The 14,318-nt window shown below is 66.4% G+C and carries 15 protein-coding genes; 11 read left to right on the forward strand and 4 right to left on the reverse strand.

Annotated features, from left to right (window positions below; genetic code table 11):
- Positions 1-3 precede the first annotated feature (3 nt).
- The 5 genes from OK17_RS20715 (at position 4) to OK17_RS20735 (ending at position 3,600) form a co-directional block, all read left to right on the forward strand.
- The gene (locus tag OK17_RS20715; protein WP_005195171.1) at positions 4-402 is read left to right on the forward strand and encodes a heat shock protein transcriptional repressor HspR; all 399 of its coding nucleotides are present in this window, start codon (positions 4-6) and stop codon (positions 400-402) included.
- A gap of 54 nt (positions 403-456) precedes the next feature.
- Positions 457-924 (forward strand): SRPBCC family protein, encoded by a 468-nt coding sequence (locus tag OK17_RS20720; RefSeq protein WP_232717799.1) that lies wholly within the window; start codon positions 457-459, stop codon positions 922-924.
- 75 nt (positions 925-999) lie between these two features.
- Complete coding sequence (locus OK17_RS20725) at positions 1,000-1,302, forward strand: antibiotic biosynthesis monooxygenase family protein (protein ID WP_006868930.1); 303 nt, start codon at positions 1,000-1,002, stop codon at positions 1,300-1,302.
- 39 nt (positions 1,303-1,341) lie between these two features.
- Positions 1,342-2,436 (forward strand): hypothetical protein, encoded by a 1,095-nt coding sequence (locus OK17_RS20730; protein ID WP_461418605.1) that lies wholly within the window; start codon positions 1,342-1,344, stop codon positions 2,434-2,436.
- Between the two features lie 84 nt (positions 2,437-2,520).
- Positions 2,521-3,600 carry a hypothetical protein gene (locus OK17_RS20735; protein WP_461418606.1) on the forward strand — a complete coding sequence of 360 codons (1,080 nt, stop codon included), beginning with the start codon at positions 2,521-2,523 and terminating at the stop codon, positions 3,598-3,600.
- Positions 3,601-3,615: 15 nt separating this feature from the next.
- Here the strand turns inward: OK17_RS20735 and OK17_RS20740 are convergent, their stop codons facing one another.
- Positions 3,616-4,767: an FAD-binding oxidoreductase gene (locus OK17_RS20740; RefSeq protein WP_232717802.1), complete on the reverse strand. Its 1,152-nt coding sequence runs from the start codon at positions 4,765-4,767 to the stop codon at positions 3,616-3,618.
- 131 nt (positions 4,768-4,898) lie between these two features.
- On the opposite strand from OK17_RS20740, the gene OK17_RS20745 reads away from it, so the two are divergent.
- Complete coding sequence (locus OK17_RS20745; RefSeq protein ID WP_232717803.1) at positions 4,899-6,026, forward strand: amidohydrolase family protein; 1,128 nt, start codon at positions 4,899-4,901, stop codon at positions 6,024-6,026.
- A gap of 35 nt (positions 6,027-6,061) precedes the next feature.
- Here the strand turns inward: OK17_RS20745 and OK17_RS20750 are convergent, their stop codons facing one another.
- On the reverse strand, positions 6,062-7,006 hold the full coding sequence (locus OK17_RS20750; RefSeq protein WP_232717804.1) for a serine/threonine-protein kinase: 945 nt from the start codon (positions 7,004-7,006) through the stop codon (positions 6,062-6,064).
- 86 nt (positions 7,007-7,092) lie between these two features.
- Positions 7,093-7,518, reverse strand: coding sequence for a nitroreductase/quinone reductase family protein (locus OK17_RS20755; RefSeq protein ID WP_461418607.1), 426 nt, complete (start codon positions 7,516-7,518; stop codon positions 7,093-7,095).
- Between the two features lie 87 nt (positions 7,519-7,605).
- On the opposite strand from OK17_RS20755, the gene OK17_RS20760 reads away from it, so the two are divergent.
- Positions 7,606-8,970 (forward strand): FAD-binding oxidoreductase, encoded by a 1,365-nt coding sequence (locus OK17_RS20760; RefSeq protein WP_461418608.1) that lies wholly within the window; start codon positions 7,606-7,608, stop codon positions 8,968-8,970.
- Here the strand turns inward: OK17_RS20760 and OK17_RS20765 are convergent.
- Positions 8,948-10,156 carry a GGDEF domain-containing protein gene (locus OK17_RS20765; protein WP_461418609.1) on the reverse strand — a complete coding sequence of 403 codons (1,209 nt, stop codon included), beginning with the start codon at positions 10,154-10,156 and terminating at the stop codon, positions 8,948-8,950. The two genes, OK17_RS20760 and OK17_RS20765, sit on opposite strands and share 23 nt — an antisense overlap.
- A 294-nt stretch (positions 10,157-10,450) precedes the next feature.
- Here OK17_RS20765 and OK17_RS20770 point away from each other — a divergent pair, with 294 nt between their 5' ends.
- The 4 genes from OK17_RS20770 to OK17_RS20785 all read left to right on the forward strand — a co-directional run bounded on the left by OK17_RS20770 (position 10,451) and on the right by OK17_RS20785 (position 14,282).
- Positions 10,451-11,362: a LysR family transcriptional regulator gene (locus OK17_RS20770; protein ID WP_232717808.1), complete on the forward strand. Its 912-nt coding sequence runs from the start codon at positions 10,451-10,453 to the stop codon at positions 11,360-11,362.
- 490 nt (positions 11,363-11,852) lie between these two features.
- Positions 11,853-13,100 carry a hypothetical protein gene (locus tag OK17_RS20775; RefSeq protein ID WP_461418610.1) on the forward strand — a complete coding sequence of 416 codons (1,248 nt, stop codon included), beginning with the start codon at positions 11,853-11,855 and terminating at the stop codon, positions 13,098-13,100.
- Between the two features lie 16 nt (positions 13,101-13,116).
- Complete coding sequence (locus OK17_RS20780) at positions 13,117-13,926, forward strand: hypothetical protein (protein WP_461418611.1); 810 nt, start codon at positions 13,117-13,119, stop codon at positions 13,924-13,926.
- A complete protein-coding gene (locus tag OK17_RS20785) occupies positions 13,923-14,282 on the forward strand; it encodes a hypothetical protein (RefSeq protein WP_461418612.1) in 360 nt (119 codons plus the stop codon). The genes OK17_RS20780 and OK17_RS20785 overlap by 4 nt, the downstream gene beginning before the upstream one ends.
- The last annotated feature ends 36 nt before the right edge of the window (positions 14,283-14,318 follow it).

Genomic DNA, 14,318 nt, shown 5'->3' on the forward strand with positions numbered 1-14,318 from the left:
GTCATGGCCGGTCAGAAGAACTTCGACGCCGACGGCGCGACCTTCATGATCTCGGTGGCCGCCGAGCTCGCCGGCATGCACGCGCAGACCCTGCGGACCTATGACCGGCTGGGTCTGGTCACCCCGCAGCGCACGAGTGGCGGCGGTCGCCGCTACTCGTCCCGCGACGTCGACCTCCTGCGTGAGATCCAGCGTCTCTCGCAGGAGGAGGGCGTCAACCTCGCAGGGATCAAACGGATCATCGACCTGAGCAATCAGGTCGAGGCGCTGCAGCAGCGCGTCCGTGAACTCTCCGACGAGGTCGCCGCGTCGCGGAACCGACGCGGGGGCGAGCTCGTCCCGGTGCCCCGGACCAATGCGCTGGTCGTGTGGCAGCCGCGGCGGAAGCGATCCGGCGACTGAACGGTCGGGCTCGTTCCACCAGGGCGATCAACGGCTCCCGCGTACGTTGGATGTATGGCTTCCGACACCGTCACCACCGTTGACACGGGCTCGCACCGCGTTTCACGGCGCATCGTCGTGGACGCGCCGGCTGCAGAGGTCTTCGCCCTCATCGCCAACCCGCATCGTCATCCCGAACTGGACGGTTCGGGAACGGTGCGGGACACGCCCGTCAAGGGCCCGGAAAAGCTCACCCCCGGCGCGCGATTCAGCGTCGGGATGAAGCAGTTCGGCGTCCCGTACACGATCACCTCCACCGCGACCGACGTCGACACCGACCGCGTCGTCGAGTGGAAGCACCCCATGGGCCATCGCTGGCGCTGGGACCTCGTCGCCACGTCGCCGACGACCACACAGGTCACCGAGACCTTCGACTACTCCACGCTCAAGTTTCCGAAGATCATGGAGCTGATCGGATATGACAAGAAGAACGGGCAGGGCATCGAGGGCACCCTCCGTGCCCTCGCGAACCGGTTCGGCTGATACCACCGCCATCTTGCCGACAGCATGTCGATAAGATGGCGGAGACCTATCGGACCCGAACCAGGAGTCGACGAAATGTTCGTGATCACCAACCGCATCGATGTCACCGAGAACGCCGAGGCCTTCGAGAAGGCATTCTCGGACTCCATGCGCACCACGCTGAAGGGTGTTCCCGGCCTGCACCGCGCCACCCTGATGCGTCCCGAGGCCGAGGGCCTGCCCTACGTCTCCACCATGGAGTTCGACGCCAAGGAGGACTTCCTGGCGTGGCTGAAGTCTGATTCGTTCCGCGCATCGCACTCCGACGACCAGGCCCCGGGCATGCAGGCTCCGTCGGCCGTCGAGCAGCACACCCTGATCGAGACCTTCAACGCCTGATCAGGCCGTCCCGGGGCGGCCGCGAAAGGAAGCCCCTCCATGGAGTTCCAGGACGATGCGCCGTCATCCGGCGAGGAAGCGGTGGTCGTCCTCGGAGTCGTGGCCGCTCCCGGGCAACCGATCGGGCTCGCGCGCAAGCTCGTCGACGCGGACCTGATCGAGCACGTCCAGACCAGCTACCCCGGGGCCCGATGGCAGATCGAGGTCGTCGAAGCATCCGTGGTGCAGCCGCCCGCGACCGATGCCCAGATCGTCGACGCCGCGAGAGACGTTCTCCTCGAACGTGAATGGGACCTGGTGGTCTGCCTGACCGACCTTCCCCTGCACGTCGGCAGACGCCCCGTCGTGGCGCATGCCAATGCGGTGCACGGCGTCGCGGTCCTGTCGGTACCCGCCCTCGGCCCGACCGGGCTACGGCAGCGGGCGCGGACGACGGTCATCGGCCTCCTCGGCCGACTCCTCGGCGCCGACGCCGACGACCTCCGAGACCACGAGAAGTCACCGTCGACGTCGCCGCTGCGGCACCGGGTCCGCCAGTTGGGCACCGACGTCGACGACGAGGGCACCGCCTTCACCGCCCGGGTGCTCACCGGCAATCTCCGGCTCCTCTCGGGGATGGTGCGCGCCAACCGGCCGTGGCGCCTCGCGCTCGGACTGACCCGGGCCCTGACCGGTGCCATCGCCGCCGGAGTCTTCGCACTGGTCACCGCCGACATCTGGCTGCTCGCCGACACGTTCGGCTGGGTCCGCCTCACCGGCGTCGCCGTCGGCTCGATCGTCGCCATCACCGCCACTTTGATCATCGGCGCCGACCTCTGGGAACGGGGAACGTCCCGGCAGTCGCGCGAACAGATCGTCCTGTTCAACACCGTCACCGTCATCACCGTCGTGCTGGGGGTCGCGGCGTTCTATGCCGCGCTCTTCGTCCTTGCGACCGTCGGCGCGCTGTGCCTCGTGGTCCCTCAGGTCTTCGGCGACGCCCTCGGTCACGATCCCGGGATCACCGACTACCTGGAGGTCGCGTGGCTGACGTGCTCGCTCGCCACCGTCGGCGGGGCGCTCGGTGCCGGGTTGGAGACCGACGAGGCGGTACGCGACGCCGCGTACACCCAGCATCCCGGCGAGTCGGTCTGACGAGGTACCCCGCGACGGTCCGGCTGCCACGGATCCGATCCCAGCCGTTAGGCTTCATGGGCAAACGTCGATGTGGAGGTGACGATGACCCAAGATCCGGCGAGTGGGGGACTGCCCGGATCCGTGGTTCTCGGGATATCCGTCGTGGACGATCAGATCGCGTCCGTGGTGCGCGACGCCGACGGCCACATCCTGGCCAGCAACCTCGTAGACCTGCCTGATTCCTCGGCCCCCGCGGTCGAGGCCGCGATCGTCGAGCTCGTCGAGTCGGTGCCGGTCGTGGTCGACCAGATCGGTGTCTCCGTCTCCCGTGAGGGCGTCCGAAAGCATCTGGTCCAGGTGTTCGCCGCGGGCACCGCTGCCGATTCCTGGTACGGCCGCGTCGTCGTGACCGGTTACGCCTCGGCGCTCGCCGAGATCGCCTGCACGCAGGCCAGTCGAGGCGGAGTCGTCGCCGTGGTCGACCTCGATCGCGATGCGGCGCCGGCGGCCGGTACGACGGTGGCCACGGTCGACACGACCTCGGGCGCTGTGCTCGGCACCGCCGACTTCACCACCCACCGGCTCGCACCCGTCACCGATCCCGAAGGCGCGTCCGGCCTCGCGACGGCGGTCGCCAAGCTCCCGCGCGGTCGTGACATCACCTCGATCATCGTGGTCGGGCCCGGCGCGGAGATGCCGGGCATCGCTCCCGCCTTCGAATACGCCGCCCAGCGACCCGTCACGGTCGCCGAGAACCCGCCGCTCGCCTCGGCGATCGGCGCGGCCGACGCCGCCCTGGCGGCCCTGTCGGCTCCGGCGGCGGCCCCGCGGGTGTCGACCGGACGACGCTGGTGGTTCGTCGGCGCTGCGATCGGCGCCGCGGTGTTCCTCGGCGCGGTCGGCCTGACGCTCCTCCTGGCCGCCGAGGGCGACACTCCCGAACCGGTTCCCGTGACGGTCACCGAGACACCCGCTGCCGTGACGGTCACCGCCGACGCGAAGACGGTCACCCAGACCCAGACCCGGACCGAGACCGAACGGGCCCGCACGACGACGGTCACCAGCGCGCCGCGTCCGGTCACCCGGACGACCACGGTCACCGAGGAGATCCCGGGACCGTTCACGATCACCGAGACCGAGACGACCACGGTCGAGGTGCCCGCAGCATCGCCGGCGCCCTGACGCGTCGACCCGCGGTCAGTACACGGGGTCGTGCTGGATGTGGCTCGCGCGGACCCCGGCGATGATGAGTTTGCGTCGGGTCGCCTCGATCATCTGAGCCGATCCGGCGATGAGCACCTGGTGGTCCGCCCAGTTCCCGGCGTCGGCGACGACGTCGGCGAGTGTGCCGATCTCGTGGTCGATCCCCAGTTCGGCCGGTGTCGCCACCGCGGTGATCCACCACGGGTCGCTCTCCTCCTCCGACACCGCGGTGACCTGCAACCAGGGATTGGTGGAGGCGATCCGCCGCAGGACACTCAGGTCGTACAGCTCGCCGGGGTAGCGCATCCCGTAGAAGATGTGCGTCGGCGGCGAGTCCGCGCGCTTGGACATCTCGATGAGCAGGGCGCGCAGCGGGGCGAGTCCGGTGCCGCCGGCCACCATCAGGACGGGCCGATCCCGGTCGACGTGCAGCGTGCCGTGACTCTGCGACAGGGTCCAGACGTCGCCGACGCTGGTCTCGCTGACGATGGCCGAGCTGACCGTCCCGCCCTGGATCGCTCGCACGTGGAACTCCAGCTCACCGGCCGGGTTCGGCGGGATCGACGGTGAGAAGTTGCGCCACTGCTTGGGCCACTGCGGGACGTGCACCTCGAGGTACTGGCCGACGTGGAACGTCAGTGGCGCGTGCGAGATGAGACGTACGACGGCCAGGTCGCGGCTGATGCGGTACTTCTCCACGACTTCGGCCGTCCACCGCGCGGGGTGGGTGGCGGTCTCGGCGGCCCCGCGCATCACGCCGGTGACCAGCATCATCGCCTGGGAGACGGTCTGCTGCGCCTCGTCGTCCCAGTACCCCTCCATGAGACTGGCGAACTCGCCCATGAGGGCCGCGTACATCACGTGGTAGTGCTCTGGTTCGACCCCGAACTTGCGATGGTCGCGGCCGAGCTGGGCGAGGAACTCGACGAGGTCGGCGTGGCCGGACTCCGCGGGAATGGCCTCGAGGACGTGGTCGATCACGCGATGGAAGGCGATCTGCTGTGCGGCCATCGAGACGCCGAAGAGGTCCCGGAGGTCGGGATCGATCGCGAACATCCGGGTGTAGACGTTGGTCACGAACCGGTCGGGCTGTCGGTTCACCGCTGTTCGCAGCTGATGCAACGTGTGGCGTGAGTGGCTCGCCATTCTCTGTGGACAACCTCCGTCGGCGTTCGTCCCCCGCCTGTTCCGAGAGCTCAACCCTAACGTCCGACGGTACAGAATTCAGGATCCGTCATCGTATGTCGGACTGTGATCCGGTGTGGCAAGGTACCACCATGACGTCCCTCGACGGTGTCCTCCCGGCCATCGTCGACGCGCATGTGCAGCACTGGAATCCGCGGCGCACCCCATGGGCGGTGACCCGCTCGTCGCGGCTGTACGGGTTCGTCCCCCGATTGGGGGACCGGGCATTCCCGTTCATCGCCTCGCGCGCCGACCGGGAGTTCGTGCTGACACCGCGAACGGTCGCGCGCCCGTACGAGCCGCGGCAGTACGCGACCGACGCGGCTCTGGTCTCGACGGTCGTCGGGGTGCCCATCGACACCGTGGTGCATGTCGAGTCGCACTGGCGTAAGGCACTACCCGCAGGGGAGCAGGCGTCGGCGCACAGCACTGCCGTGGAGGAGACGCGCTATCTGGAGCGACTCCCGTTCGGCCACTCCGGGGCCCCGCGTCTGGGGGCGATCGTGGCCCACGGCGACCCGCGCGACCAGGACTTCGCCGAGATGCTGGATCAACAATCCGCGGTCTCGCCGCGGGTCCGGGGTATCCGCCTGGTGGCGACGCGCCATCCCGATCCGCGCGTCCGCGACGGCGGCGACGCCGACAACATCCTGGCTTCGGCCGCCTTCCTCGACGGTTTCGCCGAACTGGCCGCGCGGAAGCTCGTCTTCGAGGCGGCGGTGTACTCCCATCAGCTCTACGACGTCATCGTGCTGGCGCGGGAGTATCCCGACACGACGATCGTCCTGAACCACTTCGGGATACCGGCCGGGGTGTTCGGCCCCATCGGGACGCGTACCGGTGCGACGGCTGCGGCGCGCGCGGACATCTGGCGGTTGTGGCGGGAACGGATGACCACCCTGGCGTCGTATCGCAATGTGGTGGTGAAGCTTTCCGGGTTGGCGATGCCGGTTCTCGGCTACGGCCACGAACGGTGGGGCAACATCGGGGGACAGGCGACGCTGTGCGAGATGATCGGCCCGTTCGTCGAACACGTCGTCGCCCACTTCGGTTCGGACCGCATCATGTTCGGCTCGAACTACCCGATCGACCGCCCGAACGCGGCGGTCGACGTCCTCATCGGCGCGCTCGTCGACTGTGCGTCCCAGTGGGGGGACGAGGCGCTGCGACGTATCTTCCGGGACACCGCGGTTCGCGTCTACGGACTCGACGAGACCTGACCTGACCTGACCTGACCTGACCTGCGGGCGGTTCGTCATGGATGGCGCGGACGTCCCCACCATCGTGAGCGGGTCGGTTCGGGGACAGGCACGTCACGCATGAGGCGTACCAGGATGTCGACGAGATCCGAGCACGTCGGATAGCGGTCCTGCGGTGATTTGGCAAGTGCTTTGGCGAAGATCGAATCCATCGCCGACGGTAGCCACGGACGGCGCCGGGTCAGGCGCGGCGGATCGTCGTTGATGTGTGCGTGGGTGATCGCGAAGGACGTGTGACGCGGGTACGGCGGTGTGCCGGTGAACAGTTCGACGAGGCTGCACGCGAACGAGTAATTGTCGCTGGCCGGTGAAAGGCGATGTGCTTGAAGCAGTTCCGGCGAGGCATACCCGATGGAACCCTGAACCCGGCCGTTGCGTGCGAGCGGCCGTGTGTCGTCGAGGAACTGGGCGATCCCGAAATCGGAGAGATAGGCGTCGACCGGGGTGGAGTCGTCCGCGTCGGGGCCGAGCGGTCGGGAGAGCAGGATGTTGGCCGGCTTGACGTCGCGGTGGAGGATCTCCTGGCCGTGTGCGTAGTCGAGGGCGCCGGCGATCTGCGCGGCAACCCGCAGGATCGTGTCCACGTCGGGTTCGGTGTCGTCACCGGGGATGAGTGCGGTGGCCGCCGGGCCGGCGGCGTATTGCATCGCCAGCCACATCGAAGGCTGGTGGCGCGGGCCGGGAGAGCCGGGCGGCGCGACGATCTCGCCATGCGCGCGCATCCGGACGATGTGCGGGTGGTCGAGAAGAGATGCGATGCCGAACTCGCGCTCGAACCGTTCGCGGACCCGGGCGTGATCGGCGGCATTCGGGTGCAGAACCTTGAGCGCGACCGGCCCGTCGCCGTCATCGCGATGGGCGCGGAAGACGTCCGCGCTCGCACCACCGCCGACGAATTCGTCGATGGTGAAACCGTCCACGCGGTCGCCAACCTCGAACACCCTGCCCAGAGTAGAGCGACGACGATCCGCGGGCGCGGTGCCGGACGAGGGTGTCGAGACCCGGGTACCGGAATCGGGCTCGACCGTCAGGATTTCGGTGTCAGCCGGAAGATCGGGAACTTTCGCCCCTGGGCGGTCTCGGTGTACTTGACGAACTGATCGGTGAACGCCGTGAACTTGGCCCAGGCGGCATCCCAGTCGGCGTCGGTGATCTCGACGACCTGCGTCTCGTGACGTTCGATGCCCTCGGTTGCCGGGGCCTCGACGGCGACCGAGTCGGGGTGCGCCCGAAGGTTGTGCACCCAGGCCGGCGTGGTCGGCGAACCCGCGAAAGATCCGATGACGAGCCACGACCCGTCGTCGGCGAGGCCGAACAGCGGGCTGATGCGCGGCTGGCCGGACTTGGCGCCGAGGGTGTGCAGCAGGACGAGGTTTCTCCCGAAACCCGCGGTCTCGACATGTCCGTTGTTGGCGCGGAACTCGTTGATGATGGTCGAATTGAAGTCGGTCACGATCTCCTTGATACGCCTGCGGAGCCCTGACCGGCAGGTGTGTCAAAGTGAAACCGCGGTCCGGGCGTCGAAGAATACGCTGAACGCATGAGTGCCGATACGAGTTCGCTGGCCGCCGCCCTTCCCGACGGAATGGTGATCACCGACCCCGACATCCTCGCCGGGTATCGCCAGGACCGCGCCTTCGACCCGGCCGCCGGTACCCCGCTCGCGCTCGTCCGCCCGACCTCGACCGGGCAGGTCCAGACGACGGTTCGGTGGTGTGCCGAGAACCGGGTCCCGATCATCACGCGCGGCGCGGGCACCAGCCTGTCCGGCGGCTCGACCGCGGTGGACGGCGCCATCATGATCTCCACCGAGAAGATGCGCGAGATCGCCGTCGATCCCGCGACGCGCACCGCCGTCGTCCAGCCCGGGCTGTTCAACTCCGAGGTCAAGGCCGCGGCGGCGGCCGAGGGCCTCTGGTACCCGCCGGACCCGTCGTCGTTCGAGATCTGTTCGATCGGCGGAAACGTCGCCACGAATGCCGGTGGCCTGTGCTGTGTGAAGTACGGGGTCACCACCGATTACGTGCTCGGACTGCAGGTGGTGCTCGCCGACGGCCGTGCGGTCCGGGTGGGCGGCAAACAGCTCAAGGACTCCGCCGGCCTCCCCCTGACCAAGCTCTTCGTCGGCAGTGAGGGGCTCCTCGGCATCATCACCGAGGTGACCCTGCGGCTGCTCCCGCCGCAGGGGCCGGCGAGCACGGTGGTCGGGGTCTTCGACTCGGTGCACGACGCCAGTCGTGCCGTCCTGGCCGTCACGGGCGAGATCCGCCCGGCGATGCTGGAATTCATGGACTCGGTGGCGATCAACGCGGTCGAGGACATGCTGCGCATGGGGCTCGACCGAGACGCGGGCGCGCTGCTCGTCGCCCAGTCCGATGCGCCCGGGGCGGCGGGTGCCCAGGAGGTCGAACTGATCCGGAACGCCTTCGAGTCGAACGGCGCGGGCGAGGTCTTCACCACCGACGATCCCACCGAGGGCGAGGCGTTCACCGCTGCCCGCCGCGCGGCGATCCCGGCGGTGGAGAAGCTGGGATCACTACTGCTGGAGGATGTCGGGGTCCCGTTGCCCTCGCTGCCCGATCTCATCGACGGCGTCGCCAAGATCGCCGCGGACAACCAGGTGATGATCTCGGTGATCGCACACGCCGGCGACGGCAACACGCACCCGCTGATCGTCTTCGATCCGGCCGACACCGCGGAGGCCGACCGTGCGCAGACGGCGTTCGGTCAGATCATGGATCTTGCCATCGAACTCGGCGGCACCATCACCGGCGAGCACGGTGTGGGCCGGCTCAAGAAGGGCTGGCTGCCCGATCAGGTGGGACCGGACGTGATGGAGCTGACGACGCTCATCAAGAACGCCCTCGATCCGGAGGGGCTCCTCAATCCGGGCGTGATCCTGTAGGCGTGGTCGGCACGACGGCGTAGGTTCCGCGCCGGTGTGCCTTGGCCTCGAACAGGGCGTCGTCGGCGAGGGCGAAGTCGCGTCGGATGCGTTCGGTGGCATCCTCATCGGTCATGTGCTCGCTGTACAGCGGGCCCACGGCGATGCCGAGGCTGACGGTCGCCCACTCGCCGTCACCGGTGTCGACGGGCCGGCCGCGGATGTCCTCGGCGACGGCCCGCGCCGCCTGTTCGTCGAGCCGCATCGCGATCGCGAACTCGTCGCCGCCGAGCCGGGCGACGACCGCCGGTTCGGCCACCGCGCCCCGGAGGATCTCGGCGACCTGCTGCAGCACGGCGTCGCCCACGGCGTGACCGTGGTCGTCGTTGATCCGTTTGAAGCGGTCGACGTCGGCGATGACGAGTGCGAACCGGTCGCCGTGTCTCCGGCGCAGCAGTGTCGTCGTCGCGAGGATGAACCCGCGGCGGTTCAGCAATCCGGTGAGCGGATCGGTGTTGGCCATCCGCAGTTGGTGTTTCAGAGTGCGCTGCAGATCGGACGTATATCCCTGGTGCAGGGTGACGGTTCCGCTGACGGCGACGAGCAGGGCCAGGGTCGCGGCGAACACGGTCACGGGTGCAGCGCCGTCCAGCCAGGCGAGAACGCCCAGGGTGCAGGTCACCGCGCTCGCCAGCACCAGGTGGACGTACACGACGCGGGCACGTACGAAATGTGCGCTGTAGGAGCCGATCACGGCGAACAGGGCCGAGAAGTACAGCGCGAGGCGAGGATCGGCGACGGCGAACAGGCACGCCGCCACCCCGATGTCCGCGTAGGCCACGAAGGCGTTGTTGAAACCGCGAACGTGTGACTTCTTGGTCCACCACATCACACCCAGGTGGACCCGGCTCACCGCGATCGCGGTGGGGATGGTGGTGGCGGCAGCGGTACCGAGGACCAGCGACCGCCACAGCGAACCCTGCCCGCCGCTCGGCGTGAACAACCCGAGCGCCGCGACGACACCGAAGATCAGCACCAGCCCGGCGATGGTGTACCGGATGTGGCGTTCGCGCAGGCGTAGCTGCCGGAGCACATCGAGCGTTTCGTCGTAGAGCCCACTGCGGCGTGCGATCTCCGCAGTGATCGAGTCTCGACCGAGCCCGCTGAACGGAGTAGATCTCGGCGCCCGGCCGATCGTTTCTTCCACCTGATCGAGCTCCGGAAATGGGGTTGGGACGGACAATACGAAGTCTTGACGAGCATTAGCGATGCTTCATCAGAGCAAGTGATAGCCGACGAGACCCGGGCGCGACAGCGAAAACGGGAAAATGGTGAAAAAGAAGCACCTGCCGAGGTCCTCCCGTCCCCTCCGCGGGGGGACCTCAGCAGGTAGCCCAAAACGCGAATGACATCTGAATACGATGCCATGCAAAAATGAGCATATTGCGTCGAAGCTCAACCTACAATCACATCAATCGGGATAACTGACAGGGGATGGTTGATGAATGGTTCTGGGGACGCCGGACTTCGCGATATCGACCTACGTCGACTCCGCATGTTCGTCGTCGTCATGGAGGCGCCGAGTCTCCGTGTCGCCGCCGACGACCTGTTCATCAGCCAGCAGGCGTTGTCGTCGGCGATCCGTGAGCTCGAGCGACAGCTGGGCGTCGAGCTGTTCTCCCGTTCGCGTCGCAGCCTGACGCCGACGCCGGCCGGGGAGGCCCTCTACCGCGGCGCGGTACCCCTGCTGGCCGGTGGTGAACAACTCGCCACGCAGGTCAGGCGCGTGAACGCCGGGTCTCCCGCGCCGTTCGTCATCGGGCACGCACCCGACCTGGCGTCGTCGGAGGTCTTCCGCATCATCGAACCCGTGGTTCTCGCCGACCCCTCGGTGCCGATCACGGTGCGCCCGGTGTTCGCCGACTTCATGCGCGACGAGTTGCTGTCGGGGTCGATCGACCTCGCGCTGGGACGTGGTGTGTCGGCGCCGCCGGACATGGCGACCACGATCGCCACCGAACACGAACTCCGCCTCGCGGTCCGCAGTGACCACCCGCTCGCCGCCCATGCCCGCGTCGACATGGCCGCCCTCGCCGATTACGAGATCGTCGTGTGGGGCCCCGAGCACGAGTACGAGTACACCGACATCCTCGTCGGGCTGTGCCGGCGCGCCGGTTTCGAGCCGCGCATCATCCTGTCGACGCTGCTCGGCACACCGCCGCACACAGCGGTGATCGCCCATCCCAAGGCGTGCGCCTTCGTCACCAACGAGCCCGGCTGGATCTACGCGAACTCCATCCGCATCGTCGAGTTCACCGATCCGCCGTTCGCACCCGTCCGGGCGATGTGGCTGCCCAACACCGCCTCGACGCTGCGCCGGCAGATCCTGGCGGCGGCGGAAGGGGTTGCGTGAGCGGAGCAGCTGCGCGATCCGGCGATGGAGGGATAACAAAGAGCCCTTGTTGCACGCGAGCTGTGTATCGAGCTGCGAAATTGAGAGCATCCGCTGGTAGCGTGCGACGCGGCTGATTGGGGGAGGCTGTGCTCACAGTAGACGGCAATGTGCTGCTCGACATCGCGGGAAAGTCGGAAGTGGCGTCCGATGTAATCGTCGCTTGCAAATACGCGAGTTACTACGCGAGGATCTCGGAGCTCCTGCCGGGATCGGCCACCGCATACGCATCGAGTTGGCGAGCATCAGAGCTGGGTCGACTCGAACCTGGTGTGGTGCAACGGTTGGAGAGTTTCGCCGCGGCGGTCCGAGGTGCGGCCCTTAATTACGAAGCAACAGACGAGGATTTGACAGCCTTCCTGGGGTTCGTTGGGGAACCCCCTCGATGATTCCGACGCGTGGGATTCTTGCCACCTGGCGACCTGCGGACGTTGTAGCAGTGGGGGCCGAGTTGGACGCTTTGTTCGAAAATAACGAAGGTTTCGGCCCTGGAGGAAAACTGGCCGATCTGAGATCGGCGGTCCCTGACGGTTACGGCAACGCGAACCCGAACTGGAAGGGCCAAGCCGCAGTTGCGGCAGGGGCTGCAGTCGGGCGAGTAAGTAAGTACGCTTGTGCCTTCGTCGACCTCGGGTTGGGTCCGTACGGGCAGGTAAGCCGGGAAGCGGCTGCCCTGGCGAGGGCGAAGGCATCGATCGACGAACTTGTCTCCGTCATCGAGTCCGGTGACTTGTACGTCACCGATAACTGGACGGTCTTGGTTCGCCCCACGCCGATGGAGCCTGACATGGCGAAGCTTATGGCATTGGCCGCGCAGGGATTTCAGACTCAACTGAACGGGCATCTGACCACTCTTGGACTTGCGGAACATAGGCTTGCTTCTCCTCTGGTTCCGGACAGCCTCTTCTTCGGTCAAATGGAGAACGACCTTGCTGGGGCTCCAAAAGATGCCGTCCCTGGTCTTCTAGGCACTGAACGCGCTCGAGAAAGTGCTCGAGAGGCACAGCAGCTCGAGTTGGTCAGGCACATGCAGGGCACTGTGACCCGCAAAGAGACGATGACGCGCGATGGCAAGCCGGTGACGCGGTTGACGATGCTCGATGGGAGCAAGCAGGTCTATCGATCAGATGAGACAGGCGAGACAACGGAGTTCTACGACTCGGGCGGAAAACTGTACTCAACGAGAAAAGTGCAGTTAGACGGCGAAACTCGTACTGAGCTGATGCGCGATGGGAAATCGCCCGTAGTGATTACTGAGAGCAAGGGCGGCGGCGATGCGAAGGCGGTCGTCGACGGCGTCACGTTGACGATTCCATCTCATTCCGACATTGCCAGCGCGCTTGCAGGCGGCGGGGTATCTGGGGGGGTGGCAGGACTGAACCCGTACGTCAGGCAGCCGCCGTTCTCCGCGGCATCGTTTCTCTCCGCAGGTGAGGCCGCATCGGTCGAGGCGGGTATGGGAATCTCCGGACCGGGGCTTGCCGTGTTAGGCACAGCAGTTGCCGTGGGAATGGCGGAGGACGACTACACGAAATGCGTTGCAGGCTACCAGGGTGGCGCGATCATCGCTGGTGAGGTGGCACTCATGCTCGCAGGGCCGGAGTTGCGCCCGGTCGCTGCTTTGGGCGTGAGTACCGCAACGAGCCTTGCCACGGGGGCGATCGGTACTGCCGTCGGAAAAATGATGTGCCAAGAGTGAGGATCGACCACGAATCATGAACACGATTGAAGGACTCCGATTCCCAGTCCCAACGGCCTGGCAGAGCAACTCGCGGGGAAGCCTAGGCGGTGTTGCGATCTACGGGCTGCTCACATTGGCGTTGGTCGTATTCGCGGTCTTGGCGGCGCTCCACCAGATGCCGTTGGGAGTGCTCTCGGCGCTGTTAGTGGCTTCTGGCTTCGCTTTGGAAACCTCGAGTTGGTCGCGATCGACTCGGTTCCGGCTTTGGGACTCCGATCTTGCGCGAGTGCGTATTCTGTCGGGAGCTTTGGAGATTGCACGTAGCAGGCGGGTGATGAGGTTGGATACTGCGTCGAACGCGTTGTCCGGAGCGGGGATGCTTTTGTTCGCGGTCGGCATCGTGACAGACTCAATATCTCTGCCCCTTGTTGGTGGGCTCTCTGGTCCGATTTATGCAGTGATAGCCCTCGTACTCGGTGTGATGTATTGCGCTCGTGCGTTTTCGGTCGCTGTGCGGGACAAGCCACTCATGCGAGTCACGCCCGACGGAGTCAGCCTTCCTCACTCTCTGTCGCACCGCAGAAACTACTACAAATGGCAAGATGTGTCCCGCTGCGTTGCCGTTCCAATGAAAGGTGATCGGCGGGGTGGCGCATGGCTGTCGGTGGGTTCTGGATTCAACGGGTCGCATGAGTTCCGCGTCGACGAATCGGCGCTCGGCGCGCACGTGACTCTGCTCCTGATCGACTTCTACCGTCGCAATCCGAAGTTGCGCGACGAGCTCACTGATTCCCGGGTGCTCGGTCGTATAGAGGACGGGTCCTTACTGAAGCAGTCAAAGTGAGTGAGCCGAGACTGCCGGCCGCATACGTTGACGTTCTGCGCGAGATGGCGCGAGATCCGAGTAGAACGATGATTGTCCGCGAAGTTGTGGGGGAGTTGAATTCTCCCGCTATCGCCGATCTCATATTCCCGATGCCGACTGAGTGGTCTTCAACAGACTATGAGCTGTTCCATGCTGATGAGCGGGTTCGATACGCCGAATTTGAAAGGCGAGTCGAACTCGCCGTCGACGAGTGGATGCTGACCTACCGTGGGTACGGCAATGGTCCCGACCTTCAGGGGCGCCGTGACCTGGAAGAGTGGACGCGTGAGCAATTCTTGAATGAAATCAGGCACTGGAAAGCTACCCAAGCGTAGCTGCTGAGACCCGCAGGCAGCCTCGGTTGGCTCGAA

The sequence above is a fragment of the Gordonia sp. GN26 genome, assembly GCF_054823965.1.